The organism is Vibrio sp. R15-SG3-ISO1A (genome assembly GCF_059833955.1).
Map to the genome: position 1 here is coordinate 81,260 of NZ_JCBDGH010000064.1, position 24,274 is coordinate 105,533.

The window sequence follows — 24,274 nt, forward strand, 5'->3', positions numbered from 1 at the left end:
GAATGCAGAACCAAATCTTATCTAGAAAAGAAGCAGCAACATTTTGCGGCTTTTCAATTCCAACACTTCAACGCTTAGTTAATTCAGGCGACTTTCCAGCAAAAATCCAACTATCAGCTAGACGTGTAGGTTTTTACAGACAAGACCTTTGCGACTGGCTGAATTCACGTAAGTGTCAAAACCAATCTTCTAACAACCATGAGGAGGCTTAACTATGCCTATTACACTCGAGTCAATGCAGAAGGAATTTCCTGATGCGTTTCGCGAACTAACATCTGAAATGGATGCGATTCATCGTCAGACCTTAATCTATTTGCTAAATGAGATGACAACTAGCCCACCAGGTAGAGGCTACGCTGACATTGAAATAGACAAAGAAGATGCGGTTATATCAACTTTAAAAATCAAACACGGGGTAGAAATTACGACCAAACGAGCGCATGGGAATTACTCATATCACATGATGACGGTTGAGCAGATTAACGAGTTTTTAAACGACCGTGAAAGCATGAAGAAGCGTGTAACTGATCGCGTGTGGGCTATGAGAACCCGAAACCTTGATAAGCAATTACTCAACGCTATTAAATGGCGAAAGGTGGACTGGGTTAAGGCTAGGTGTGATTTGCTGGCGACATATGGCGCGGAATCTGCCAATGACGTTCCATCGGAAATAAAAAAGGACTCTAGCAAGTAATCACTAAAGCCCTTTCTCAAGATTATGGTTGGCGGTTCGGTCTGCAAACTAAAGCCGCCAGCCATGCTAAAAAGGATATACACAGATGCGTGACTATTCAATCTCTAATTTATCAGCGCGATCTCTAGCCAAGTGTTTAAGCCAAGTACCAAGCGATTTAAATCCGTCAGCGTTAGCAGCCTTGATGAAGCGCTCCTTTTCTTCTGGTTTCATGCGCATTGTGGTCACTGGTGACTGGTTAGGGATATCCAATTTTTTTTGCATAAAATTCCTATGTTCCGTATATACCGTGTTGACAAGCGGTATATACCGTTGTATTGTTTTCTTAACCGTATATACGGTAGTGTATCAAATACAAACACGCCCCGAAAGGTCTGCAAACCAATCGAGGCGCTATCACAGTCAAAATAAGGGTTTGACCATGAATAAGCTAACTTTATCACAACTGCGATCAGTCGCGCATCTACTAACTCACCGCCAGCTAATCAGCATGCTGCAAAAAGTGGAGGGTTAAGTCATGACATTAGCAAGAACTCCAATCGCAGATAACAAGTCTCTAAATCATTTCCGTAAATTGGCAAAACAAGAGGGCGAATTTTGGCATCACTTGTTTGAGGTTCAGTTGGCAACTGGTTTGCGTTCTATTGATGTGCGTGAGATGACATGGTGCAGCGTTGATTTAGAGAAAGGTTTGATAACTATCCATGAGTCAAAACAGAGCAAAGCCAAACTAACCAAAGCAACCAACAAGAAGCTACAAACAAGCGCTCTACCAAAGCTTAAGCAGTACCTTAGAGCAATAGCGGTAGAAACGGGCAATGATGACCTAAAAACCGTTGTATTAGCCGCTAGTAGCCTAGAGATGGCTTTAGAGTTTGCAGCAATTATGGGAGCGGATGACAAGGCTGGTCACTGGTTAAACGAATACTACGAGCAAAACCGCGCTCAAGTACAACAAGAGATCATCAAGTCAGGTTCAGCAAAACACAAGGCGCGAATCATTGACATTAGCGGCAACAAAACCGCTATGGATATTCTTAAGTTACGTCATGAGAAATATGGCGTTAGGTCTGAATTGGTCTTTTCAACCCTCACGCTAAACAGCAACCGCTCAAGCGATGATAAGCCAGTGACTAGGCAGTCAGTCTACCGAATCATGCAGAAGTTACAGAACAAGCTTGAGGAGTGGCGAGAGAGTCTATCTAAAGCCGCCAGAGAGTCATTTCAATCACTGAGGCTAGGTTGCCATACCTTACGTAAATCAGCCGCTACAGCGTTATATAGAGCGTCTAAAGACATCGCTTTAGTTTCTAAATGGATTGGTCACTCTAACCCAGCAGTGACAATGGCGTATATAGGTTTAGATCAGCAGTCTATACAAAATGCTGATTGCCAATTATCGCAACTTCTCGAGGGCTAAATATGGCGAGAGAGAATAAGCGAGGCAAAACCAAGTTTGTAGGCATTCCGCACTATGTGGTGGATTCTGCGAGCTATGCGGCGCTGTCAGGGAATGCGGTGAAGTTATTAACCCTAATGTTGCGTCAATACAACGGGCATAACAACGGGAATCTCACAGCTACATGGGACGCAATGCAAGATCACTTTGGTAGTAACAACACCCTAAGAGGTGCGCTCAAGTCGCTACAAGATAATGGACTCATAGAAATAACTGGAGTAGGCACAACGCAGCGAAAAGGCGGCAAGCCACCAACGCTATTTGCGTTCACTTGGGTTGGTGTGGATGAGTACAGAGGGCAGGGCAATGTTACAGTCAAGGCATCACCAAAGCCGCTTAGAACTGACTGGCGACCTATTGAAGCTAAAAAATCACACGGTGCAAAAACTGCACTATACCCCCCTAGGTTTGGTGCAGAAACTGCACTTAACTCAAAAAATCAGAGCAAAAACAAGGTGCAAAAACTGCACTATACCCAAAAGGCTGCAAACGGGTAAAACCCAATCACAGCAAGGGATTGCGCGTGATTTAGTTCGTGAACAATGGAAACTAGGTTTGGTGCAGAAACTGCACTACTTAATATATAACCATGTATAGGGAATATGTGAGTGCTTTATCTAAGAGTGATTGTGTTAACAACAGTAGTATTTGGAATGGTCGGTCAATCCGTTATGGGAGATATTATGGCGATATTGGCTAGATTCGCTAGCTAAAGCATGGGAGAAGCCATACAAATAGGTGTAGCAATCAAGTTGCACCTTGGCGACACCCAAAAATTGAGGGGAGTCCTACCTTCGACAGTGGAATCTGCCATGCGTAGCAACCCAGTTACGCATCGGCATAACCCAGCCATTGGCTTAGTGCGCTCAAAGTTGAGCCTATCTTCACTGCCAGTGATTCAAATCTGAAGCATCCACCATTGGTGGAAGTTCTCCACCATCACTACGTACAAGAATTTTGTACTTATCAAAACCTCACTTTGAAATTTTCCCATAGCCCTTGACCGTTTTGGGCGTGGCGGTAAAAAACATTGACCGCCCACATCACTAAACGACATCTTCTCGTTTTCTAAGCTACCTATCTACACTAAGGTTTGATAAGTTTTTTAATGGTTTTTCGCATTATTAATAGTCAAAACCTATCAATAGTTGGTATAATAGCCATGCGTTTTTGCTAATGCGCATCGAGGTCGGGGAGAAACTGGTCTCACCTTCCAGTGGAGGCTCCCCGATCTCACCTTATCTTTTATCTATCGTCAGAGGTTCCACATGACAGACCAAATCAATCATCCAGCCGATGTTGAGCAGCCTAAAGCGGAAGCTCTAACGGTGGAGCAACTCACTGAGTCAATCGCCAAGCTAGAGCAAAACAGAGATGTATTACTTGCTGAAAAGCGAGCGGCGAGCAGTGCTAAACAAGAGTTAGGTGTCCAACTAGATCAGCTTCAAAAAAGTAATGACGGGCTACTAAGTGAATTTGAAACGTTTGTTTCTCAGTCTACGGTGTCGTCATTGCTTAACAAGTTGAACCCAGTAGAGGGCGCAGAGCAATTATTATCACTCAAGATTCAGGAACACGTTAAGGCTCAAGTAGTGGACGGCAAGCCGCTTGTCTCGCTGGTTGGCTATGACGGAGAGGAAATCAACGAGAGCGATCTAATTGATTACCTACAAAAAACTAATGCTAATTTTTGCCTAGCTGAGCACTCAAGCGGGGGCGGTGCTACGCAGACGAATTACCGAAGCCTTGGTAATGCGAAAGCAGATACTCAAATGAAAGTCGGATCTCAATTCGGGATCGGCAAGTAAATCTAAAGGCTAATACTATGAGTACATTAAGCAATCTAATCCAGCCAGAGCAGTTCACTGGCTACATTCAAGAAAAATCGGTCAAGCGTTCAGCTTTATATCAAAGCGGCGCTGTAGTGACTAGCTCACTAATCCAAGCTAAAGCCAACCAAGGCGGCATTGCTGTAACGATCCCAGCATGGAAAGACCTAGCAGACACTGACCCAAATCTATCAAATGATGTGATTGGTGATACTGCTACGCCTAACTCAGTTAGTGCTGTGGAAATGAAAACACGCATTGCTAACCTGAACAATGGCTGGTCGTCTATTGACCTAGCGAATGAGCTGTCAGGTGTGAACGCATCAGATATGATTCAGTCACGCGCTGGCGACTATTGGACGCGAGTATTTAACGCACGTACGGTTGCGACACTTAAAGGCTTAGAGGCTGATTCTGTGTCAAATCACGGCGGTGACATGGTTGTAGGAGATGAAACTAAGTCTTTCTCTTATGACATGATTGTTGATGGTGCAGTGACGTTGTCCGAGAACCTAGATCAAATGAAAATGTTGGTGGTTCACCCTAATATTTTTGGTTCAATTGCCAAATCAGCCAAGGGAAACAGCGAGATCTCGCTAGAGTACCGCCGCATTGAAGAGCTAGATATGACCATCCCCGTTTATGGTGGTATGGCGCTGCTAGTTGATTCGACCGTTGACGTAGACAACACAGACCCACAAAACCCCATCTACACAAGTGTAATGCTTGGTGCTGGCGCTCTAGCTGGTGCTATGGGTACACCAATGAATGCGCTAGAAATTGAGCGTTCTGCGGCTAGCTGTAATGGTGGCGGTTCTGAGGTTGTTTGGTCTCGCGTGTCTCCAATTATTCACCCATTGGGTTATGACTGGAGTGATACGGCAGTGGCTGGACAAAGCCCGACATTGGCAGAGCTTGCTGATGCTGATAACTGGACACGCCGCTTTGAGCGCGAAAATATTTCAATCGCGTTTATCAAATCCCTAGTGTAAGAATGCAGCCCCAACACGCTGAGAAGCGTCACGGGGCTTTTTTTTAGGTATGCGATATGAATATCAAAATTGAAGTTAAAACGGTGTCAGGGCGTAGCTTTAGAGTGATTAGGTCACACAAAGGCTTTTATTTAGCTCAAGAGGTTATAGAAGTCGCCCCGAAGTTTGAACCGCCACACCACACTCTAAGCAAATCATACTACCTACTCACCGAACAGTGCGTATTGGCACAATCTTCTAACCGTGAATTTTCAGACATTAGCAGCGCTTTAGAGTTGTTTAAGGCGGCGTAATGGCAGCCCAACGCAAACGCCGCTACAAAGAGCACTATCCGTCAATTTCGGTACGTGACTTTCTCAATCAGCCGCTACTAGCTGAGGCAAAGAGAAAGGAAAACAAGCGAGCGCATTACACGGTAGAGGGCTTGAAAGGGCATTACTATCTTGAACCTAAAAAGGTTGGTTATGGCGTTAGGTTTTACTTGTTATGTGCGCATTGTGATGAACTCAAAGAGCGGCTTTATATCTATCGCAAGGCGCTAGCCTGTAGCAAGTGCCTAAAGCTTTACAACTTAAGCAATACCCAATCAGAAGAAGAGCGGCTAATGCGGCGAATAAGAAAAGAGCGCCGTGCCTTATGGGGTGATCACCCAGTACACAAGATAGACTGTGACAACCTTCTTGAAGATTCGACCTACTGGCTAAAGCCAAAGGGTATCCACTGGAAAACATTCAAGAAAAAACACGCAGCGATCCGCGCAATGGAAGATAGATATATGAATGAATATCTAATGCCAATGATGCGCAAACTAACTCGACAATAAGGGGTAAGCAATGCGAACGCTAACAGACTGTCAAATGATGGATTTGGATTTACTGGCTAGAGCTATTGCCGCAAGCTTAGAAATGTCACCTAGAGCTTGGCTGAGCCGCTTTGGTGCGATCTCTTGTATTGCTCAACTGCCAAAGGAACACAAGCATCTAATTGCTGACTACGTAGAAACTAGAGACGCATTTATTGCTGAGGTTTACGGTTAGCGAATGCTGGAAGTGATCGCCTACTCTTTGATGCTTACTTGGTTGGTGATTATATGCTTAAGAGGGCTAATTTAGTCATCAAAATAGTCATTGAGTAGAAAAGACAAAGGGCTAGCAAATGCTAACCCTTTGATTTGTCTGGTCGGACTGACTGGATTTGAACCAGCGACCCCTGACACCCCATGACAGTGCGCTACCAAGCTGCGCTACAGTCCGATTCGCTTAATTTACCATATTCAACGTAAGCGTCAATTATAACATTATGATTTAGTTGCTCTTTGTATAAAATCTCTGCAATTCGGTTAAACCTTGCATTAACACCGGCAGTGTAGGGTTGTCGTCTTGTAATCGCTGGTAGTTCGCATCGTACAATTTGTAGTTGCCGAATTTGTCGATCACCGTGGTGTTTTTGTTGGTAATCAGGGCTAACTCACGCGAATCACCGGCTAAAATCCATTTGCGAGAACGCTCATCAAACAAATTGCGACCACTGCTAAAGTCACTTGGGTTTGACGATACTCCTAACATGTCTTGCAGCAGCGTCACCGAGAAGTCGAGGTGGCTGGTGCGGTGAGTAAAGGTGGCCGCGACCTTACCTGGCCAATGGATCACCATAGGCACCTGAAGTTGGTATCGGCTGTAATTACTGTTCGCGCCCCAACTGTTGGTCTGGGTTTCATTGAACTCTGCGCCGTGGTTTGAGGTGATCACCACAATGGTGTCTTCCTCGAGACCTAAGGTATCGAGCGCGTCAATCAGCAGCGCGACTTGTTTGTCGGCGTGCTGAACGGATTTGTGGTAGCCGGCGATGAGCTTTTCCGTCGAGGTTTGTTTGTCGTTACTGTCACTGCTGTAAGCACTGAAGTTTTCGACAGGGGTGAGCTCAACGTAGCTAAACCAAGGTGACTTTTTCTGCTCTTGTACCCAAGTTGCCCATGCGTTAATGGTTTGCTCTTCGGCAGAGTGATCGGAATCGAACGCAACGCCGTGGAAGTTCATACCGCGGAAAACGGTTTCGCCGTACAACGCATCATCGAAGTTATCACTACTGAATAGGCCAAATTGGTACTCTTTGTCGACCAACGTATCAATCACAATCGGCTTGGAACCTTGCGCTTTAATGCTGCTGGCGTAGCTACTCGGCAGACCATAAAACAGACCAAACACACCAAAGGTGTCATTACTTGAGCTGTAGTGATTGGTAAAGTTTAGGTTTTGCGCGGCAAATTTCGCCGTCGCTGGCATCAACTGCTCATTCAAAGCATCGGCTCTGAGGTTGTTGACGCTCACCACCAATACGTTCAACTGGTTGGCGCGGCGATTGAACTCCAGTGGCTCAAGCGGGTAGCTGACTAGTTGGTTGCTGGTTTGGTTGTTCTCTAGGCGTTTGAGATATTGCTCTCGGTCCAACAAGCCGTGTTTCTCCATAAAGGATTTAGCGGTCATCGGGTAGGAGAGCGGGAAGTTCGCGCGTTGAGAGGTGATTGGATTGTAGAAATAGGCATCCGCCCACACATAAATTAAGTGGCTAGTGATGAAGCTGATAAAGAACAGCGCCGAAATTGGGCGGCCGACGTGCTTATGAGAGAGTTTACGCTGCTTGCGCCACACCCATTCAGATAACGCCAATTGGAGCAAAAAGATGAGCGGTAACACCACAAATAAATGCTGCAAATCGGCACTGAGGGCAGAGGAGCTGTCATCGTTGAACAGCACTTCCCACACCACGGGCGTTAAATGCAAATTGATGGTCTGGTACGCTTGAGTGTCAATCAGCAATACGGTGAGTCCCACCGTTGCAAAACAGACCGCCACCAGGCGGAACAGTTTGCGTGACGGAAGGACAAACGTCAGCGGAAAGAGAACAAGGAGATACAGGGCAAATACGAGGAAGCCAAAGTGCCCGACCCATGATACGGCCAGATAAAATTGACCGAGCAAAGTCTCAGGCCATGGTGATTGAGTGATATAACGGGTACCAATCAACATCGCAGCGATGATGTTGAAAAACGCAAACCAGTGACCCCAGCCGACGAGACGCGATACGCGCTCACCATATGTATTTCCGTTATCTACCATGTATCTTTATCTATTATCCGTTTATTTTTTAATGGCTTTTTTCTTCGATAGAAGAAATCAACGCCTGAGCAAATTTTTCAGCAATTGCTTTGCGTTGTGAAGGCGCAACATCCTGATTTAAGACATTGGTTGCGATATTTCCTGCGATCATAAGCGCCAGTTCTGGACCCGCGGCATGTTTGTCTAGGATAGCAGCCACTTCAGTTAAGATCTGTTCTACTTTCTCGTCGCTGTATTTAGATGTAATCGGCATAAAGACTCTAATGATGATAGTAAAGCGGCTTATGATACCCTACAATGCGATGCAACTGAAACCTACCCAGCGATAAAAATCACATGAGTTTGCACCTCTCTCACGTAATCTTACATCAACTTCAGAAAAATGATTCCGACGAGCTCATCGTCAATTACCGCAGTGCTTCTCTTGCCAATGATGCGTCGACAGAAAACCTCGTCGCAGAGCTGCATCGCGTGTTTCATTCTAAAGCGGGAAAAGGCTTTGGCTGCTTCAAATCAGACAGCGAATTTCAGCACTGGTTGCATGAACTGCGAAAAGGGGAGCGCGATTTTTACGACTTCTCACAAGTTAGCGCCAAGCGCTTAAAAGACGAGTTAGCGAAATACCCTTTTGCTGATGAAGGCATCTTGGTGATTGCGCAGTATCAATCGCTCGCGACCGATTACTTGTTTGTCGCCATCATTCCGTCTAATCAGAGCTTAAAGGTCACCGAAGGGCTGGACATTAGCGCCACCGACTATCTCGATCTGGGCAAAATGGACATTGCCGCGCGTATCGATTTGACCGCTTATGAGACCGATAAAGAGTCCAACCGCTATCTTGCCTACATCAAAGGGCGAGTAGGGCGCAAAGTGGCAGACTTCTTCTTGGACTTCTTGCAGGCAGAGGTCGGGCTCGACAGCAAGCAGCAAAACCAAGTGTTGATGCAGGCCGTGGATGATTTCTGTGCTGATTCCAAGTTAGAAAAAGACGAAGTACTGAGTTTTAAAAAGCAAGTAGCGGATTACTGCAGCGAGCAAATTAAAGCCGGCGATGAAGTCTACGTGAAAGAGTTGTCTGGTGAGTTGTCCCCCTCGCATGATGGCACAAGCTTTTTGGATTACACCCAAGAGCAAGGCTACCAACTCGAGGAGAGTTTCCCAGGAGATAGAACCGCAGTTCGTAAGCTAACCAAGTACGTCGGCGCTGGCGGTGGCTTGAGTATTAACTTCGACAGTTTGCTGCTCGGCGAGCGTATTTTCTACGATCCGGAAACCGATACCCTGACCATCAAAGGCACACCGCCGAACTTGCGCGAGCAACTCAATCGCAAATGATGCTCCGGTAAAGAGCAGAGCTCAGTTCACCTCAATCTATGAGCCTGCATTGTCGCGGGCTTTTTGTTGCGTTGTGCCACAGACAAAAGGAAAGAGCGAGTGCAAAGCCGCTTTCTTCAGCAGAATGTAAAAAATCGGTATATGATTGTATTTACGGATATTGTTTAGGGCATACACATGGATAGTAGCAGGCTCAGGCTAGGTGGGATGGTTGTCTTACTGTGGATTGCGATAACAGCAATTCTAGTGAGCAACTATCGAGTGCTGGGCGAATCTCATCAGCGGATCACCGAATTGCGTAACGCGGTTGAAGAGCTGCGTAGCACCTTTCACCTCTCCTCCGCGTATCGGCCAGAAGCGACGGATCAGCAAGAGCTGAATCTGCAACTGATTTATGCGCTGCAATTGCAGATTGAAGCCAATTATGAGCAAAGTTGGTACTCCCCTGATGTTAGCCAACTGCTTTTCTCGCTGGATAAATACATTGCACAAGCGAAAGCCTACCTCGACAACGATCTCCTTATTCAAGAGCTGATTGAAACCATCAAGCAAGCGAGGGGTAAACAGGCCGATTCGCCACTGGTGACGCAAACCTACTATCGGTTGAGTGCGTTGGTGCTTGAGGAAGTGTTTGGTACGCATGACGATAGCCCACGTCTATCGCGTGAAATGGACAGTATTTATGTTTGGTCAACGGAACTAGAGGGCACACAGCAACAAGAATTGCAGCGTGTACTCGCGTTGGTGGCTCAGGTGTTGGGGACGTACGCGAAAGGTCTGCACTTGGTTGAAGGGCTGGTCGGGCATGATGTCAATATTCAAATTGCTTCCTTGGGCGAGGCGTACCACCAAAGCTTGGAGCGTCATGTGCAGCTTGGATTAGTCAGTTCAGCTCTCGCCATCGCGGCGCTGGTTTTACTAGTGATGAGCGCACGAACGGCGGCGCGTTCACGTTTAGCGTCAAATGAGCCGATGGTTGATCATCACAACAGGGTTGAGGTTGACAAAAAAGACAATGAACTCGAGGAAGTAGAGAGTCCTATGGAACCAGAGCCGATTATCGATACCCAAGCTATGTTGAGCTCGCTCAATGGTGATACTGCGTCAGTATGCATGCTGCTGGAAGTATTTGTGGAAGATCATCAAGATGACGTCAGTACCATTGAACGGTTGATTGTTGAATCCCCCGAGACTGCACTGCGCAAAGCGCACAGTTTAAAAGGTGTGGGGGGGAACTTGGGTGCGCCGCTTCTCAAACAAGCGGCTGCTCGCGTTGAAAAAGCGATCAAAGAGACGCAAACCGACCTGTCTGATGAGCTCAACGAGCTACAGCGTGTCCTTGGCCAGGCAATTGACGAGGCGAAACAGTTCTTAAAAGTGAATCAGCTTTAATTGAGAGCGATGAGTCAACAAAAATGGCCATTCCAAGTGGTGGCCTTAGCGATGGAAAAGATCATACGTCAATCAGAAGCCCCGTGTTAAGTTTGGTTCTGACTTGTCGACTACTTCCCCCGTAGATGCTTTGTTTTCTTTCTGTTCGGTTTGAACGATTAGTAGTGTCGTCGTTGAGAAAAAGTGGGAAAACAGTCAGCTAACGCGATTCTAGCGCTTAGCGAGACAAAACTTACAAAAATATGGCATTTTTTGCTTGAGATTTTGAGCTGAACATTGAAAGATGAGTGATTCCTTTTTTAGATTACATGGAGAGTTGAGAATGAGAGTAGGTTTAGTCGGTTGGCGTGGCATGGTGGGTTCTGTCCTGATGCAGCGCATGGTGGAAGAGAAAGATTTTGATCTCATTGAACCGGTTTTTTACAGCACTTCTCAAGTCGGCATCCCAGCTCCAAACTTTGGTAAAGACGCGGGTTTGCTGCAAGATGCGTTCGATCTAGAGAGCCTAAAACAGCTTGATGCCGTCATTACTTGTCAAGGTGGCAGCTACACGGAAGAAGTGTATCCGAAACTACGCCAAGCAGGTTGGAAAGGCTACTGGATTGATGCAGCCTCAACACTGCGTATGGCTCAAGATTCAATCATCACGTTGGATCCGGTCAACTTGGCGCAAATCCAACAAGGTATCCACGCGGGCACCAACACGTTTGTTGGTGGTAACTGCACGGTAAGCTTGATGTTGATGGGCCTAGGTGGCTTGTTCGAAAAAGGGCTGGTGGAGTGGACCAGCGCGATGACGTATCAAGCGGCGTCTGGTGCGGGTGCGCAAAACATGCGCGAGCTTATTTCGCAAATGGGCGTGATCAACGACTCAGTGAGCTCAGAGTTGGCTAACCCTGCAAGCTCGATTCTGGATATCGACCAAAAAGTGGCAGATACCATGCGCAGCGATTCGTTCCCAACGGATAAGTTTGGCGTGCCGCTTGCGGGCTCATTGATTCCATGGATCGATGTGAAACGCGACAATGGTCAGAGCAAAGAAGAGTGGAAAGCGGGTGTCGAAGCGAACAAGATCCTAGGTTTCCAAGCGTCACCTGTTCCTATTGATGGCACATGTGTTCGTATCGGTGCGATGCGTTGTCACTCACAAGCGTTGACCATCAAGCTCAAACAAAACGTGCCGATGGATGAGATTGAAGAGATCATCGCCACGCACAATGACTGGGTGAAAGTGATCCCGAATGACCGTGATATCACGGCAAAAGAGCTGACTCCAGCGAAAGTGACGGGTACCTTATCGATTCCTGTCGGCCGTCTACGTAAGATGGCAATGGGTGATGACTTCCTCAATGCATTCACCGTCGGTGACCAGCTGCTATGGGGCGCGGCAGAGCCGTTGCGTCGTACGCTGCGTATCATTCTAGCGGAGAAATAAACCTTCAAGCTCGAGTGTTGGTTCCCTATCCTAAAGCGCCTCTTTGCAGGCGCTTTTTTATTGGTGATTGTTTTATCGGTGATTCACAAAGTGCTTAGACTTCTTCTTGAACTGGGGCGGTCACGCGCTTATCGGGGTCTGCCAACTCACTGCCACAATGTTTGCAATAGAGCGCGTCAGACTCATGCCCCGATTTTGAGCAGTTTGGACATTTGACCAAGGTCTTGTGTGATTTCATCTCTTGGTTGATTTCAGCGGTGATGATGCCAGTGGGCACCGCAATGATTGAGTAACCCAGCAGCATGGTAATGGCCGCGATGGTTTTACCTAGACCGGTTTGCGGCACTAAGTCACCATAACCCACGGTGGTGATGGTCACGATGGCCCAATAGATGCTCATGGGAATACTGGTGAAGCCGTTCTCTGGTCCTTCAATGACGTAGATGAGAGCGCCAAAGATGGTGACCAAGATGGCGACATTAGAGAAAAAGATAAAGATTTTGCGCCGAGAGGTGAGCAGAGAGCGCAGCAAGATGTTGGAGTCTTGCAGATAGCGCACCAACTTAAGAATGCGGAAAATACGCATCACTCTGAGCAGTCGGATCACGCCCATAAAGGTCGCCGAAGGAAAGAAAAACGCCAAGTAAGTGGGCAAGATAGCCAATAAATCAATCACCCCATAAAAACTTTTCGCATAGGCTAGGGGCTTTGGCGAGCAGTAGAGTCGCACAAGGTACTCGAGCGTAAACAGCGCAGTAAACGAGTATTCCAGCACTCTTAAGGTACTTTTCCATTCCTGTGGCACGCTAGGCAGTGATTCAAGCAATAGAACGATCAGCGAGGCAAAAATGGCTACGATCAGCGCCAAATCGAAGCGTCGACCCGCCTTGGTATGTGTGCCAAAGATGATGACATAAAGATGGTGTTTTAAGGGATCGGATTTCATGACCTAGCCTAGTGACAAACGACAAGGTCAGAGTATGAGCAAAGCAGAAAGGCGTCAACCTTGCTCAATGTTTGTTTGATCAACCCCTTAGTGGGATTCCAAGGGGTTAGGCGAGGCCTGGAAATAGATTGCGTAACCCGTTGGCAATGAACTCGATGCCTAGAGCGCCAAGAATCAGGCCCATGATACGCGTAATCACGTTGATGCCGGTTTGACCAAGGAATTTCACGATCAAAGGCGCAGAACGAAACAGCAGCCAAGAGCACAAGCAAAACACCGCGATGGTAATGATGATACCTGTGGTATCCATCATGCCCGGGTAGCGTGAACCATAAACGATGGTTGAACTGATCGCACCAGGACCGGCCATTAAAGGCATCGCTAAAGGCACAACACCGATTTGTTCGCGGCTGACGTACTCCGATTTTTCTTGCTTGTTTTGCTTATCTTCACCGAGCTTACCGCTCATCATCGAAAAGGCGATGCTCAGCAGCAGTAAACCGCCTGCCACACGAAACGAATCTAGAGAAATGCTGAACATATCGAGCAACATCTGCCCGCCGAGTAGAGAGACGATCAGAATGACCGCGACCGCCGCGTTAGCTGTGGTTGCGGTTTTGTGTTTCTCTTCGAGGGTCATATGACCGGTTAACGAGACAAACACCGGCATGATCCCCACCGGGTTAACGGCGGCGACTAAACCGAGAAAAAACTGTAAAAAAATCGCTAATTCAAAGGTTTGCATCTAAGCATGTCCACATTAGGCAAAGGGGTAAAAAAGTCACGCGGAATATAGTCTAAATTCACGCAGATAACGAATGAAAAAAGCTAATCTGTCGCCTATACCATGACTGAGAATTTCTAATTATTCCTGACAAAGGGATCGCGCCTGACATGTTTTGTTAACCAAAAGAGGCGTAAGATGAGCTACAGTTTTACGATGTTGTTAAGTTTGCCACAAAATCACGTCTTCAAGACGCCATTTCATCTGAAAATGACGTAACTTGTAGTGTGAGTAGCACGAATTTTGTGAATCACATGTAAGTTTGTGGTCAAAAAATGAAACTTTTTTACAATTTATGCTTGTTCAATGAGTTCGATAGATTGATTGCTGTTATTTTATTCAGTTCGGATTTGTGATTTAAGTCTTTATAAATTAGTGGTTTATGGTGAATTGTGCGATTCGCGTACCACTAACTAGGTAAATAGTTTTTCAGAACTGATCTGGGTCAATTTTTTTCACAACCTGAAATAATATACTCAGCCCTGAAAGCAATTTACTAAGAAAGCTGTGATTGACTGCCCAAGATAAGCATGCAGTTGGCTTAATAAAAAGTTTTTAATATTTGTTAATTTTAGGAGATTTCCCTATGCCTGTTACTAATATAGCCGAGCTAGATGCAATGATTGCACGCGTTAAGAAAGCGCAAGAAGAGTTCGCAACTTACTCTCAAGAGCAAGTTGACCAAATCTTCCGTGCTGCTTCTCTTGCTGCGAACCAAGCTCGTATCCCGCTAGCACAACAAGCGGTCGAAGAATCTGGTATGGGTATTGTTGAAGATAAAGTAATCAAGAACCACTTCGCTTCTGAGTTTATCTACAACAAATACAAAGACGAAAAGACCTGTGGCATCCTAGAAGAGGATGACAACCTAGGTACTATGACTATCGCTGAGCCTGTGGGCATCATCTGCGGTATCGTACCTACCACAAACCCAACTTCTACAGCGATCTTCAAATCTCTTATCTCTCTGAAGACTCGTAACGGCATCATCTTCTCACCACACCCACGTGCGAAAAACTCAACCAACGATGCAGCGAAACTGGTTCTAGAAGCAGCAGTAGCAGCGGGCGCGCCAAAAGACATCATCGGTTGGATTGACCAACCATCTGTTGAGCTATCAAACGCGCTAATGAAGCACGATGACATCGCACTTATCCTTGCTACTGGTGGTCCAGGCATGGTTAAAGCCGCTTACTCTTCTGGTAAGCCAGCAATCGGTGTTGGTGCAGGTAACGTTCCTGTCGTTATCGATGAAACGGCTGACGTTAAACGTGCAGTGGCTTCTATCCTAATGTCTAAAACATTCGATAACGGCGTAGTGTGTGCTTCTGAGCAGGCTGCAATCGTTGTTGACGAAGTTTACGACGAAGTGAAAGAGCGTTTCGCAACGCACAAAGCGGTTGTACTGAGCAAAGCTGACGCGGATAAAGTACGTAAAGTTCTACTTATCGACGGCGCATTGAACGCGAAGATCGTTGGTCAGCCAGCAGCAGCAATCGCTGAGATGGCGGGCGTGAAAGTTCCTGCTGACACGAAAGTGCTTGTTGGTGAAGGTCTTGGTAAAGTGTCTTACGAGGACGCATTTGCTCACGAGAAACTCTCTCCAACGCTTGGCTTGTTCCGTGCAGACAACTTCGAAGATGCGGTTGCTCAAGCGGTGACTATGGTTGAAATCGGCGGTATCGGTCACACCTCTGGTCTATACACTAACCAAGACACAAACGCAGACCGTATCCGTTACTTTGGCGACAAGCTAAAAACAGCTCGTATCCTAATCAACATCCCGACGACTCACGGTGGTATCGGTGACCTGTACAACTTCAACGTTGCACCTTCTCTAACTCTAGGTTGTGGTTCATGGGGTGGTAACTCTATCTCTGAGAACGTAGGTCCTAAGCACCTAATCAACAAGAAAACTGTAGCGAAGCGAGCTGAAAACATGTTGTGGCACAAACTACCTAAGTCTATCTACTTCCGTCGTGGTAGCCTTCCAATCGCGCTTAGTGACCTAGAAGGTAAGAAACGCGCATTCCTTGTTACTGACCGTTTCCTATTCAACAACGGTTACGCAGATGACGTAGTACAACTACTGAAAGCACAAGGTATGGAAGTACAAACGTTCTTCGACGTTGAAGCTGACCCAACGCTATCAGTGGTTAAGAAAGGTGCTGAAGCGATGCAAAGCTTCCAGCCTGACGTTATCCTAGCACTTGGTGGTGGTTCACCAATGGATGCGGCGAAGATCATGTGGGTAATGTACGAGCACCCAGAAACGCACTTTGAAGAGCTTGCAATGCGCTTTATGGACATCCGTAAACGTATCTACAAGTTCCCTAAAATGGGTAAAAAAGCTGAGCTTGTTTGTATCACCACAACTTCAGGTACAGGTTCAGAAGTGACACCATTCGCGGTAGTAACTGATGACGAAACTGGTGCTAAGTACCCACTTGCTGACTACGAGCTAACACCTCAGATGGCGATCGTTGATGCTAACCTAGTCATGAACATGCCTAAGTCTCTAACCGCATTCGGTGGTTACGATGCTGTGACTCACGCTCTAGAAGCTTACGTATCAGTTCTTGCGAACGAGTACTCTGATGGTCAAGCTCTACAAGCACTTAAGATGCTTAAAGAGTACCTACCTTCAAGCTACGCGAACGGTGCAAACGACCCAATCGCTCGTGAGAAAGTACACAACGCGGCAACAATCGCTGGTATCGCGTTTGCAAACGCATTCCTAGGTGTATGTCACTCTATGGCGCACAAGATTGGTGCTGAGTTCCACCTACCACACGGTTTGGCGAACGCACTACTGATCTCTAACGTGGTACGTTACAACGCGAACGACAACCCAACTAAGCAGACTGCATTCTCTCAATACGACCGTCCGCAAGCACGTCGTCGTTACGCTGAGGTTGCTGACCACCTAGGCCTAAGCCAAGAAGGTGACCGTACTGCTCAGAAGATTGAACGTCTACTAGCGTGGATGGATGAGTTGAAACAAGACCTAGACATCCCAGCGTCAATCCAAGCGGCGGGTGTTGCTGAAGCTGACTTCCTAGCGAAGCTTGATGAGCTAGCGGTTGAAGCGTTCGATGACCAATGTACTGGTGCGAACCCACGTTACCCTCTAATCTCTGAGCTGAAAGAAGTTCTAAAAGCTTCTTACTACGGTAAAGCATTCGTTGAAGGTGAAACTTTCGAAGGTACAACGGTTATCAAGAAGAAAGCGGATCAAGAAGCAGCGAAAGCAGCACCAAAAGCGAAAAAAGAAAAAGCGGACGCATAAGTAAGCCGTCACGTTGAGATAGGTTTTCGCTAGCACGAAGCCTACGCTTTGAAATTGAGCCCCAGCCCTGTGCTGGGGCTTTTGTTTGTCTGCGCATATTTTGTGCTATCCATATTGGTGTCGTAAAAAAGCCGATGCAATTGCATCGGCTCATTACTTATATCAAATAGCTCACTAAATCAGGCTATTTCTCTTCGTCTGGCAGTTTGACGTTGAGCTCGAGAACGGAGATGTCGTCATCTTTGTGCTCAAACGACAGGTCGACCATCGATGGGTCAATGTCGACATACTTTGCAATGACCTTCAGAATATCTTCTTTAAGCTGAGGCAGATAAGACGGCGCAGGGTCGTTTTGACTGCGACGCTCGGCCACAATGATTTGCAGTCTTTCTTTGGCTAAATTCGCAGAGCTCTTTTTCTGCGGGCGGAAAAACTCAAGTAATGACATGCCTAATTAGCCTCCAAATAGTCGTTTAAAAATTCCTTTCTTCTGCTCAGTGAGGAAGCGGAAATCCACTTGCTCACCGAGAAGACGCTCAACCGTATCATTATAGGCCATACCGGCATCGGACTCGTCGTCGAAGATGACCGGCACTCCTTTGTTAGAGGCATTCAAAACCGCTTGGCTCTCCGGGATCACGCCGAGCAGGGATATGTGCAAGATCTCTTCGACATCTTCCACACTGAGCATTTCACCTTGATTTACGCGCGCAGGGTTGTAGCGGGTGAGTAGCAGGTGCTGTTTCACCGGCTCTAAGCCTTCTTCTGCGCGACGGGATTTAGAATCGAGAATACCCAGGATACGGTCGGAGTCACGTACAGAAGAGACTTCTGGGTTGGTGGTGACAATCGCTTCATCAGCAAAGTACAACGCCATCAAAGCGCCTTGCTCGATACCTGCTGGTGAGTCACAGATAATGAATTCAAAACCCATCTCATCCATGTCATCGAGCACTCGGCGTACGCCTTCTTTGGTGAGGGCGTCTTTGTCACGAGTTTGAGAGGCGGGCAAGATGAACAAGTTGTCGGTACGTTTGTCTTTGATCAGCGCTTGATTGAGCGTTGCTTCGCCATTGATGACGTTAACAAAGTCGTACACGACGCGACGTTCGCAACCCATAATCAAGTCTAGGTTACGCAGACCAATATCAAAATCGATCACAGCGGTTTTTTTGCCTTTCATCGCAAGGCCAGAAGCGATAGCAGCGCTAGAGGTGGTTTTCCCTACGCCGCCTTTTCCTGATGTGACAACAATAATGCGTGCCATTCGTTGGTTCCTTTAAACTATTAAATTGTTAACAGCTCGAATTTGAGTGAATCGTCGCTCAAGCTGAACATCACTTTCTGTTGCCAATATTCCTCGGCAAACTGTTCCGTAAGCCAGTAGTGCCCAGCAATAGACATCAATTCTGCATTGAGTTTGTTACAGATGATGACGGCACCTGTGTTGCCACTGGCCCCTGCAATAGCGCGACCACGCAAAGTGCCATGGATATGAATTGAGCCATCGGCAATCACTTCGGCGCCTTCACTGACATGATTGAGTACCACTAAATCCGCGTCTTTGGCGTAAATCTGTTGCCCAGAGCGCACCGGGGTGCGCACAATTTTAGTGGGCGCTAGGGTCGCAGGCGCTTGTGTAGGGGACTTGCTTGCCGTCATCACGGCAAACTTAGCGTCAGACGCTAAGTTTTGTGTACGTTTATCTGGGCATCCTGTCACCCCAACAGGTATCATGCCTGCTTGGGCGATGCCTTGCTTAAGCTTTACAAAGTCCAATTCGCCCACCACCTTTGAAATATTGATCACCACAGGTGCGTGAGCAAAAAACGCAGGTGCCGTTTGCACTTTCTGTTGTAAGAAGTCGATGCATTTGTCGACATCGTTATCGCTAAGGTGCAAAACGGACAAGGTGAAACTGCTGCCTTTCAAGTCAGGCGAAGCGGCGCTGGATGATTGGGACGGCTTGGATTGAGCAGTAACGCTCTCTGACCCAATGGTCTGTGGCCTGCTTGTATTGGGCTCGGTCATATTCGACATATAGGTAAGTGGCAACCTCTTAAGGGCGTTGCTTGGGACTAGGGGACTCATGTTATATTCCCTCCCTAAGCTCAGCAAGTTATCTTGCGCTCAATTGGGTGTTTTGCTCTCAAAAATAGCGAAACATTGACGTTTAATGACAATGAGATAAAAACATAGACATGCTTTGTGCAATTTATAAGAGTTCAAAAAAAGAGGGCGCGTACCTCTACTTACCGAAAAAGGACGATTTTTCGCAAGTTCCTGACACACTGATGCAGATGTTCGGTAAACCTACAATGGTGATGATGGTGAAGCTCGACGGGCGCAAGTTAGCACAAGTCGACATCGAAAAAGTGAAGCAATCCATGCAAGATGAGGGCTTCTTTTTGCAACTGCCACCCCCACCGAAAAACCTGCTTGATGAATACAAAGAGCAGAAAAAAGCTCGCCAGCAGTCGAATAATTCATAGTTCTAAAGACTCGCTAAAATTGCTCAAGGAGGGCAATGTGAAAACAATACTGTCAGCTGTTCTAGGATTGACACTTTCAGGCACTGTGTTGGCAACATCAGTGTCTGCGAGTGAGGTGTCATTTGATGATTACATCCAAACACTCAGAGATGAAGCCAAAGCGATGGGGATTGCTCAGCCCGTCATCGATGAGGCATTTGCCAATGTGACTCATAAACCACGCGCCGTGACGGCCGATAAGAATCAGCCAGAGAAAAAACTGACCTTAGATGAGTACATTCCTCGCGCCGTACCAAAATGGAAAATCGACCAAGCCAAAGCCCTTTACCAAAAGCACCACACTGAGCTGAGTCGCATTGGTGAGCAATATGGTGTGCAGCCGCGCTTTATTGTTGCGCTGTGGGGCGTTGAGAGTAACTTCGGAAAATTTACCGGCAATTACCCCGTCATTGATGCGCTCGCGACCTTGGCGTACGACGGCCGCCGAGAGGCCTTCTTTCGCAGTGAAACCATGGCTGCGTTACAGATCTTAGAGCAGGGCCATATTGCTTTTGATGATTTTAAAGGCTCATGGGCAGGGGCGATGGGCCAGTGCCAATTTATGCCGAGCTCATTTTTAGCCTTTGCTGCTGATGGCAACGGTGATGGTAAAAAAGACATCTGGACGACGGAAGCGGATGTGTTTGCTTCGGCGGCCAATTATTTAAGTCAATCCGGTTGGGACGATACCTACACCTGGGGACGTCAAGTGACGCTTCCCGCTGGGTTTGATACGTCAATTCAAGGGCGAGCGCCGGACAAAGCCAAATATTTGCAACAGTGGGCGTCAATGGGGATTACCCGTTTTGATGGCCGACCGCTACCTAAGCTCGACCAAGACATCCAAGCCTGGTTGATCGCACCAGATGATGCGAATGGGCGTGTTTATTTGGTCTACAATAACTATAACGTACTAATGAAATGGAACCGGTCTTACTACTTTGCGCTGGCTGTTTCACACCTTGCGGATGCAATTGTGATGTGATGCGGTAAACAAAAACGACGAATCCTCCTACGTTCAGTCGCGCTTAGCTTGACGGTGTCTATATTTGTTTGACAATAAATAATGTAGCATTATCTAAATAAGTGATTGGTTTTGTAGCAATGACTGGAGCGCGATGAACGTACACCACTTTGTAGCGGATAAATTATCCGAAGTCGTCTTAATGAAACAGCAGCGCCAGATGATGATGATCCGGGTGCTCGCTGTCTTAGGTGTCTCCTTCCTTGCGGCCTTCTCTGTCTATAGTTTTTATCGCAGCGATATTGAACTGGGCACAACGTTGGCCTTTTACTCCTTGGTTGGCATCGTCACCATCAAAATGATTAACCTGCAACATCGCTTTGGTCTTGCTGGGCTCTCTTTTATTATCTACTCCTTGAGTTTGTATCTTATTTTTACCGGAGGGTATGAAGGTACAGGTATTATGTGGGTCTACCCACTGTCTGCCATCGGCATATTCATCAATACTTTTCGTGTTGGAGTGGGACTGTCGGTACTGAATATTGTCCTTACCTCCATGATCTTCGCCTTTGGCTTGACGCAGTTTCCGTACCCATACCATGTAGGGTTTCGCTTGGTATTAACCTTGGTCGCGATGTCAGGTATGTGTCACATCGTGATCTATTTTCAAAGTCAAATGGACGACTATATTTTGAAAATGGATCAAGAGGGCATTCAAGAACTGGCTTACATTGACTCGCTCACTCAGTTGGCCAACCGAGCAAGCTTTATGTCGGTGTTGTCTCACGCGACGCGCCTTGATGAAAACAAGCACACCGCGATCATTTACTTCGACTTAGATAACTTTAAAGCGGTCAATGACCGTTATGGTCACGATGTCGGCGACAACGTACTGTACGATTTTGCCAAGCAAACCAAAGCCATTGCGCAGCAAGCATTGGGCGAGCGACTGCAAAAATACGACATTGCCCGTTTGGGCGGTGACGAGTTTGCGATTTTTGTGCGCGATTATGAGTCGGAGCAAGAAGTGGTTGCGCTGGCAGAGCAAGTAGTCGCACTCTTTTATGGTCACCATTTACAATCACTGAAAAATATTCACGTCGAGATTGGCGCCAGTGCGGGTATCTCATTTAACAATGAGACGATGACCTTAAGTCAGTGTTTAAAAGTGGCGGACAGAGCGATGTATCTCGCCAAAGAGGTAGGGTCGGGCAATGTTAATGTCGCTAAAACAGCCTCAGAGCCGCGAGAAGAAGCGCTGCTCTGAGGAAGGATAGAGCGCTATTTATTTGGTATGAAATTGCTCACACGCTAGCATAGTATTCTCAATCAAGCTCGCCACTGTCATTGGCCCAACACCACCCGGGACTGGCGTAATAAAGCTGGCGCGCTCTTTGGCTTTATCGTATTCCACATCACCGACCAACTTGCCTGACTCCAAGCGGTTGATACCGACATCGACCACGACCGCACCCTCTTTGATCCAGTGACCTGGAATAAAGTTAGGTTTACCTACCGCAACGACCACCAGATCCGCTTGACGTACATGACCTTCTAGATCTTGAGTAAAACGGTGACAAGTTGTGGTGGTACAGCCCGCAAGCAGGAGCTCCAATGTCATTGGTCGACCGACAATGTTGGACGCGCCAACCACCACTGCGTGTTTGCCACGAAGATCGATGTTATAGCGATCAAGCAGGGTGATGATGCCTTTCGGCGTACAAGATCGCAGTTTTGGAATGCGCTGCGCTAGGCGCCCCACGTTGTAAGGATGGAAGCCATCGACGTCTTTCTCTGGATGAATGTGTTCAAGTACGGCGGTAGAGTCGATTCCCGCTGGTAGTGGAAGTTGAACCAAGATGCCATCAATCTCATCGTCTGCGTTCAGTGTGTCAATCAGTGCAAGCAGCTCAGTTTGACTTGCGGTGGCAGGGAGGTCGAACGATTTAGACACAAAGCCCACCTCTTCACACGCGCGGCGTTTGCTGCCGACATACACTTGAGACGCCGGATCTTCACCAACGAGAACCACAGCCAAGCCAGGGGCACGTAACCCAGCGTCTAGGCGCGCTTTCACACGAGCCGCCACTTCGGAACGGACGGTTTGAGAAATCAGTGTTCCATCGATATTTTGAGCAGTCATGACTTTCCTTTAATCACAATGGCGAATAAGTTGTGGCGCATTGTCGCAAATAATTGAATGAACATCCATAAGCAAACGTTTGCTTCGGGTTGTTTTTAAACACCTCAACCGCCAATGCCCCTTTTTTAGTCACTTAGATCATAATGATACGAAAAGGTCTTGTGTTAAGACCTCGAACTCGTATAATCCTGTCCCTGTAGAGCGCCCTTAGCTCAGCTGGATAGAGCACGTCCCTTCTAAGGATGTGGTCGTAGGTTCGAATCCTACAGGGCGTGCCATATATCCGAAAAAAGCCCGATAATTCAATGAGTTATCGGGCTTTTCGTTTTTCTGTGGTGCCTCTGTGGTGCCGCTGAAATCTATTTTTAGCAACTTTTGTTAAACCCCACCTATTTTCGACTCTTCGCTTTTTTCGAAACATCACTCTCTTTTTGTCTATCCGATCGCTTGCTTCATCTATACAAAATGATACCTTCTACAACTAAGCTATTAAGTAACAAGTTGCATGGAGTTTGCAGTGGCAGGGTTGAGCCAAAAACAGACAGACGAGTTGATGAGTATCGGGCTTGATGTTCATCAAGTGAAAGAGTGTGAAGACATACTAATCCAAATTCCAAGTGACACCGATCTTGCGTCAATTAAGCGCCTATCTAAAGTGTTGCAACAAGCACAGTCAGGTTTTGACGATATCAGAAATACCGATCCCAATTTCTATGACGAAATAGAGCGGCAACTTCAAAGCAAAGTGGCATGGTCACGCTCCCTATTAAGCACCATAGCTGAGACATTAGAGGGAGTTCACGCTCAGCAACAAGGTGTCTACGTATCAGAGGTGGATTTTGATTCCAATGAACAAGTAACGCGGGTTACGACTCCCAAAAGCAGGGACTTTCGTCGCTATCAAGCCCTGACAGATCTGTGGCGTTCATGGGGCAAAGCAGTGAAAACCACGAAAGATTCTGAATTTTTCTCCTTTCTTACGATTTGCCTCAAAGGAGGCTTTTCTTTTGACGGTGTCGCTAGTGTTAGAACTCACTACCTCAGGTATTTTTGGGGTAAAACGAAGGAGGTCTCGACAGGTGACACAGAACACGAATCAGATCTCTTGGAGGTTGAAATTACTCTGAAAAACGGACAGAAACAGGTCGCGCGTATGAGAGTCCCTAAAATGGATGCGTTGGACAAGGATATTCGTCAACTGAAGAAAAGTCGACGCTAGTCACCGACAATTCATAAACGTGAAGGGAAGAGAGGGATGCTGATACCGTTTGGCTTGAGGGATGATAAATACCTAGACATTAGTGAGGTGCAACGGGGTAGAGCATGTGGTTGTGTTTGTCCAAGTTGCAAACAAAACCTTGTGGC

Annotated in this window: 26 protein-coding genes and 2 tRNA genes; 18 read left to right on the plus strand and 10 right to left on the minus strand. The window is 46.9% G+C overall.

Annotated features, from left to right (window positions below):
* Positions 1–2 precede the first annotated feature (2 nt).
* Both AC6R0L_RS10045 and AC6R0L_RS10050 read left to right on the plus strand, forming a co-directional pair.
* On the plus strand, positions 3–212 hold the full coding sequence (locus tag AC6R0L_RS10045) for a helix-turn-helix transcriptional regulator (RefSeq protein WP_500629033.1): 210 nt from the start codon (positions 3–5) through the stop codon (positions 210–212).
* 2 nt (positions 213–214) lie between these two features.
* Positions 215–694, plus strand: coding sequence for a hypothetical protein (locus AC6R0L_RS10050; protein ID WP_500629034.1), 480 nt, complete (start codon positions 215–217; stop codon positions 692–694).
* A 93-nt stretch (positions 695–787) separates the two neighbouring features.
* On the opposite strand, the gene AC6R0L_RS10055 is transcribed toward AC6R0L_RS10050, so the two are convergent.
* Complete coding sequence (locus tag AC6R0L_RS10055; RefSeq protein ID WP_500629035.1) at positions 788–958, minus strand: hypothetical protein; 171 nt, start codon at positions 956–958, stop codon at positions 788–790.
* Positions 959–1,211: 253 nt separating this feature from the next.
* Between AC6R0L_RS10055 and AC6R0L_RS10060 the strand changes: the two genes are divergently transcribed.
* From AC6R0L_RS10060 to AC6R0L_RS10090, 7 genes are all read left to right on the plus strand, one after another.
* Entirely contained in the window at positions 1,212–2,114 is a 903-nt protein-coding gene (locus AC6R0L_RS10060; protein WP_500629036.1) for a tyrosine-type recombinase/integrase, read from the plus strand.
* A 2-nt stretch (positions 2,115–2,116) separates the two neighbouring features.
* On the plus strand, positions 2,117–2,650 hold the full coding sequence (locus tag AC6R0L_RS10065; protein ID WP_500629037.1) for a hypothetical protein: 534 nt from the start codon (positions 2,117–2,119) through the stop codon (positions 2,648–2,650).
* A 771-nt stretch (positions 2,651–3,421) separates the two neighbouring features.
* Entirely contained in the window at positions 3,422–3,961 is a 540-nt protein-coding gene (locus AC6R0L_RS10070) for a hypothetical protein (RefSeq protein ID WP_500629038.1), read from the plus strand.
* A gap of 17 nt (positions 3,962–3,978) precedes the next feature.
* A complete protein-coding gene (locus tag AC6R0L_RS10075) occupies positions 3,979–4,974 on the plus strand; it encodes a hypothetical protein (protein WP_500629039.1) in 996 nt (331 codons plus the stop codon).
* 56 nt (positions 4,975–5,030) lie between these two features.
* A complete protein-coding gene (locus tag AC6R0L_RS10080; protein WP_500629040.1) occupies positions 5,031–5,267 on the plus strand; it encodes a hypothetical protein in 237 nt (78 codons plus the stop codon).
* The gene (locus AC6R0L_RS10085) at positions 5,267–5,797 is read left to right on the plus strand and encodes a hypothetical protein (RefSeq protein ID WP_500629041.1); all 531 of its coding nucleotides are present in this window, start codon (positions 5,267–5,269) and stop codon (positions 5,795–5,797) included. Before AC6R0L_RS10080 ends, AC6R0L_RS10085 begins: the two co-directional genes overlap by 1 nt.
* A 10-nt stretch (positions 5,798–5,807) precedes the next feature.
* Positions 5,808–6,011, plus strand: coding sequence for a hypothetical protein (locus AC6R0L_RS10090; protein ID WP_500629042.1), 204 nt, complete (start codon positions 5,808–5,810; stop codon positions 6,009–6,011).
* A 139-nt stretch (positions 6,012–6,150) separates the two neighbouring features.
* Here the strand turns inward: AC6R0L_RS10090 and AC6R0L_RS10095 are convergent.
* From AC6R0L_RS10095 to AC6R0L_RS10105, 3 genes are all read right to left on the minus strand, one after another.
* Positions 6,151–6,227, minus strand: a tRNA-Pro gene (locus tag AC6R0L_RS10095).
* 51 nt (positions 6,228–6,278) lie between these two features.
* Complete coding sequence (locus tag AC6R0L_RS10100; protein ID WP_500629043.1) at positions 6,279–8,090, minus strand: DUF3413 domain-containing protein; 1,812 nt, start codon at positions 8,088–8,090, stop codon at positions 6,279–6,281.
* 28 nt (positions 8,091–8,118) lie between these two features.
* Positions 8,119–8,343: a YejL family protein gene (locus tag AC6R0L_RS10105; protein WP_334552646.1), complete on the minus strand. Its 225-nt coding sequence runs from the start codon at positions 8,341–8,343 to the stop codon at positions 8,119–8,121.
* Positions 8,344–8,426: 83 nt separating this feature from the next.
* Here AC6R0L_RS10105 and yejK point away from each other — a divergent pair, with 83 nt between their 5' ends.
* The 3 genes from yejK (at position 8,427) to asd (ending at position 12,252) form a co-directional block, all read left to right on the plus strand.
* Entirely contained in the window at positions 8,427–9,425 is a 999-nt protein-coding gene (gene yejK / locus AC6R0L_RS10110; protein WP_487901073.1) for a nucleoid-associated protein YejK, read from the plus strand.
* A gap of 177 nt (positions 9,426–9,602) precedes the next feature.
* Positions 9,603–10,817, plus strand: coding sequence for an Hpt domain-containing protein (locus tag AC6R0L_RS10115; RefSeq protein ID WP_500629044.1), 1,215 nt, complete (start codon positions 9,603–9,605; stop codon positions 10,815–10,817).
* A gap of 322 nt (positions 10,818–11,139) precedes the next feature.
* On the plus strand, positions 11,140–12,252 hold the full coding sequence (gene asd / locus AC6R0L_RS10120) for an aspartate-semialdehyde dehydrogenase (RefSeq protein WP_334552638.1): 1,113 nt from the start codon (positions 11,140–11,142) through the stop codon (positions 12,250–12,252).
* 94 nt (positions 12,253–12,346) lie between these two features.
* Here the strand turns inward: asd and AC6R0L_RS10125 are convergent, their stop codons facing one another.
* Both AC6R0L_RS10125 and AC6R0L_RS10130 read right to left on the minus strand, forming a co-directional pair.
* Complete coding sequence (locus AC6R0L_RS10125; protein ID WP_334552636.1) at positions 12,347–13,198, minus strand: ion transporter; 852 nt, start codon at positions 13,196–13,198, stop codon at positions 12,347–12,349.
* Positions 13,199–13,304: 106 nt separating this feature from the next.
* On the minus strand, positions 13,305–13,943 hold the full coding sequence (locus AC6R0L_RS10130; RefSeq protein WP_500629045.1) for a YchE family NAAT transporter: 639 nt from the start codon (positions 13,941–13,943) through the stop codon (positions 13,305–13,307).
* Positions 13,944–14,568: 625 nt separating this feature from the next.
* On the opposite strand from AC6R0L_RS10130, the gene adhE reads away from it, so the two are divergent.
* Positions 14,569–17,271, plus strand: a complete 2,703-nt coding sequence (gene adhE / locus AC6R0L_RS10135; RefSeq protein ID WP_334552632.1) for a bifunctional acetaldehyde-CoA/alcohol dehydrogenase — start codon at positions 14,569–14,571, stop codon at positions 17,269–17,271.
* 184 nt (positions 17,272–17,455) lie between these two features.
* Here adhE and minE read toward each other — a convergent pair whose 3' ends face one another.
* From minE to minC, 3 genes are read right to left on the minus strand one after another with little or no spacing between them, the layout of a single operon-like run.
* Positions 17,456–17,719, minus strand: coding sequence for a cell division topological specificity factor MinE (gene minE, locus AC6R0L_RS10140; protein ID WP_334552630.1), 264 nt, complete (start codon positions 17,717–17,719; stop codon positions 17,456–17,458).
* Between the two features lie 6 nt (positions 17,720–17,725).
* Positions 17,726–18,538 carry a septum site-determining protein MinD gene (gene minD, locus AC6R0L_RS10145; protein ID WP_334552629.1) on the minus strand — a complete coding sequence of 271 codons (813 nt, stop codon included), beginning with the start codon at positions 18,536–18,538 and terminating at the stop codon, positions 17,726–17,728.
* A gap of 20 nt (positions 18,539–18,558) precedes the next feature.
* Positions 18,559–19,362: a septum site-determining protein MinC gene (gene minC, locus AC6R0L_RS10150; protein ID WP_500629046.1), complete on the minus strand. Its 804-nt coding sequence runs from the start codon at positions 19,360–19,362 to the stop codon at positions 18,559–18,561.
* Between the two features lie 110 nt (positions 19,363–19,472).
* Here minC and AC6R0L_RS10155 point away from each other — a divergent pair, with 110 nt between their 5' ends.
* The 3 genes from AC6R0L_RS10155 (at position 19,473) to AC6R0L_RS10165 (ending at position 22,033) form a co-directional block, all read left to right on the plus strand.
* A complete protein-coding gene (locus AC6R0L_RS10155) occupies positions 19,473–19,763 on the plus strand; it encodes a YcgL domain-containing protein (protein ID WP_487901077.1) in 291 nt (96 codons plus the stop codon).
* A 37-nt stretch (positions 19,764–19,800) separates the two neighbouring features.
* Complete coding sequence (locus AC6R0L_RS10160; protein WP_500629047.1) at positions 19,801–20,787, plus strand: lytic murein transglycosylase; 987 nt, start codon at positions 19,801–19,803, stop codon at positions 20,785–20,787.
* A 133-nt stretch (positions 20,788–20,920) separates the two neighbouring features.
* A complete protein-coding gene (locus AC6R0L_RS10165; protein ID WP_500629048.1) occupies positions 20,921–22,033 on the plus strand; it encodes a GGDEF domain-containing protein in 1,113 nt (370 codons plus the stop codon).
* Positions 22,034–22,051: 18 nt separating this feature from the next.
* Here the strand turns inward: AC6R0L_RS10165 and folD are convergent, their stop codons facing one another.
* Complete coding sequence (gene folD / locus AC6R0L_RS10170) at positions 22,052–22,909, minus strand: bifunctional methylenetetrahydrofolate dehydrogenase/methenyltetrahydrofolate cyclohydrolase FolD (RefSeq protein WP_487901080.1); 858 nt, start codon at positions 22,907–22,909, stop codon at positions 22,052–22,054.
* Positions 22,910–23,110: 201 nt separating this feature from the next.
* Here folD and AC6R0L_RS10175 point away from each other — a divergent pair.
* Together AC6R0L_RS10175 and AC6R0L_RS10180 are read left to right on the plus strand one after the other, a co-directional pair.
* Positions 23,111–23,187: transfer RNA gene (locus tag AC6R0L_RS10175), tRNA-Arg, on the plus strand.
* A 239-nt stretch (positions 23,188–23,426) separates the two neighbouring features.
* Positions 23,427–24,128 carry a hypothetical protein gene (locus tag AC6R0L_RS10180; RefSeq protein ID WP_500629049.1) on the plus strand — a complete coding sequence of 234 codons (702 nt, stop codon included), beginning with the start codon at positions 23,427–23,429 and terminating at the stop codon, positions 24,126–24,128.
* Positions 24,129–24,274 lie beyond the last annotated feature (146 nt).

What these genes read in the sequence shown, in the direction of transcription:
- AC6R0L_RS10080 (WP_500629040.1), top strand. Translation starts at nt 5,031, where the DNA reads ATGAATATCAAAATTGAAGTTAAAACGGTGTCAGGGCGTAGCTTTAGA.
- minC (WP_500629046.1), bottom strand. Translation starts at nt 19,362, where the DNA reads ATGAGTCCCCTAGTCCCAAGCAACGCCCTTAAGAGGTTGCCACTTACC.
- AC6R0L_RS10075 (WP_500629039.1), top strand. Translation starts at nt 3,979, where the DNA reads ATGAGTACATTAAGCAATCTAATCCAGCCAGAGCAGTTCACTGGCTAC.
- AC6R0L_RS10100 (WP_500629043.1), bottom strand. Translation starts at nt 8,090, where the DNA reads ATGGTAGATAACGGAAATACATATGGTGAGCGCGTATCGCGTCTCGTC.
- minE (WP_334552630.1), bottom strand. Translation starts at nt 17,719, where the DNA reads ATGTCATTACTTGAGTTTTTCCGCCCGCAGAAAAAGAGCTCTGCGAAT.
- AC6R0L_RS10070 (WP_500629038.1), top strand. Translation starts at nt 3,422, where the DNA reads ATGACAGACCAAATCAATCATCCAGCCGATGTTGAGCAGCCTAAAGCG.
- AC6R0L_RS10085 (WP_500629041.1), top strand. Translation starts at nt 5,267, where the DNA reads ATGGCAGCCCAACGCAAACGCCGCTACAAAGAGCACTATCCGTCAATT.
- AC6R0L_RS10105 (WP_334552646.1), bottom strand. Translation starts at nt 8,343, where the DNA reads ATGCCGATTACATCTAAATACAGCGACGAGAAAGTAGAACAGATCTTA.
- AC6R0L_RS10090 (WP_500629042.1), top strand. Translation starts at nt 5,808, where the DNA reads ATGCGAACGCTAACAGACTGTCAAATGATGGATTTGGATTTACTGGCT.
- AC6R0L_RS10125 (WP_334552636.1), bottom strand. Translation starts at nt 13,198, where the DNA reads ATGAAATCCGATCCCTTAAAACACCATCTTTATGTCATCATCTTTGGC.
- AC6R0L_RS10050 (WP_500629034.1), top strand. Translation starts at nt 215, where the DNA reads ATGCCTATTACACTCGAGTCAATGCAGAAGGAATTTCCTGATGCGTTT.
- yejK (WP_487901073.1), top strand. Translation starts at nt 8,427, where the DNA reads ATGAGTTTGCACCTCTCTCACGTAATCTTACATCAACTTCAGAAAAAT.
- AC6R0L_RS10115 (WP_500629044.1), top strand. Translation starts at nt 9,603, where the DNA reads ATGGATAGTAGCAGGCTCAGGCTAGGTGGGATGGTTGTCTTACTGTGG.
- asd (WP_334552638.1), top strand. Translation starts at nt 11,140, where the DNA reads ATGAGAGTAGGTTTAGTCGGTTGGCGTGGCATGGTGGGTTCTGTCCTG.
- AC6R0L_RS10055 (WP_500629035.1), bottom strand. Translation starts at nt 958, where the DNA reads ATGCAAAAAAAATTGGATATCCCTAACCAGTCACCAGTGACCACAATG.
- AC6R0L_RS10065 (WP_500629037.1), top strand. Translation starts at nt 2,117, where the DNA reads ATGGCGAGAGAGAATAAGCGAGGCAAAACCAAGTTTGTAGGCATTCCG.
- folD (WP_487901080.1), bottom strand. Translation starts at nt 22,909, where the DNA reads ATGACTGCTCAAAATATCGATGGAACACTGATTTCTCAAACCGTCCGT.
- AC6R0L_RS10060 (WP_500629036.1), top strand. Translation starts at nt 1,212, where the DNA reads ATGACATTAGCAAGAACTCCAATCGCAGATAACAAGTCTCTAAATCAT.
- AC6R0L_RS10045 (WP_500629033.1), top strand. Translation starts at nt 3, where the DNA reads ATGCAGAACCAAATCTTATCTAGAAAAGAAGCAGCAACATTTTGCGGC.
- AC6R0L_RS10130 (WP_500629045.1), bottom strand. Translation starts at nt 13,943, where the DNA reads ATGCAAACCTTTGAATTAGCGATTTTTTTACAGTTTTTTCTCGGTTTA.
- minD (WP_334552629.1), bottom strand. Translation starts at nt 18,538, where the DNA reads ATGGCACGCATTATTGTTGTCACATCAGGAAAAGGCGGCGTAGGGAAA.
- AC6R0L_RS10165 (WP_500629048.1), top strand. Translation starts at nt 20,921, where the DNA reads ATGAACGTACACCACTTTGTAGCGGATAAATTATCCGAAGTCGTCTTA.
- adhE (WP_334552632.1), top strand. Translation starts at nt 14,569, where the DNA reads ATGCCTGTTACTAATATAGCCGAGCTAGATGCAATGATTGCACGCGTT.
- AC6R0L_RS10155 (WP_487901077.1), top strand. Translation starts at nt 19,473, where the DNA reads ATGCTTTGTGCAATTTATAAGAGTTCAAAAAAAGAGGGCGCGTACCTC.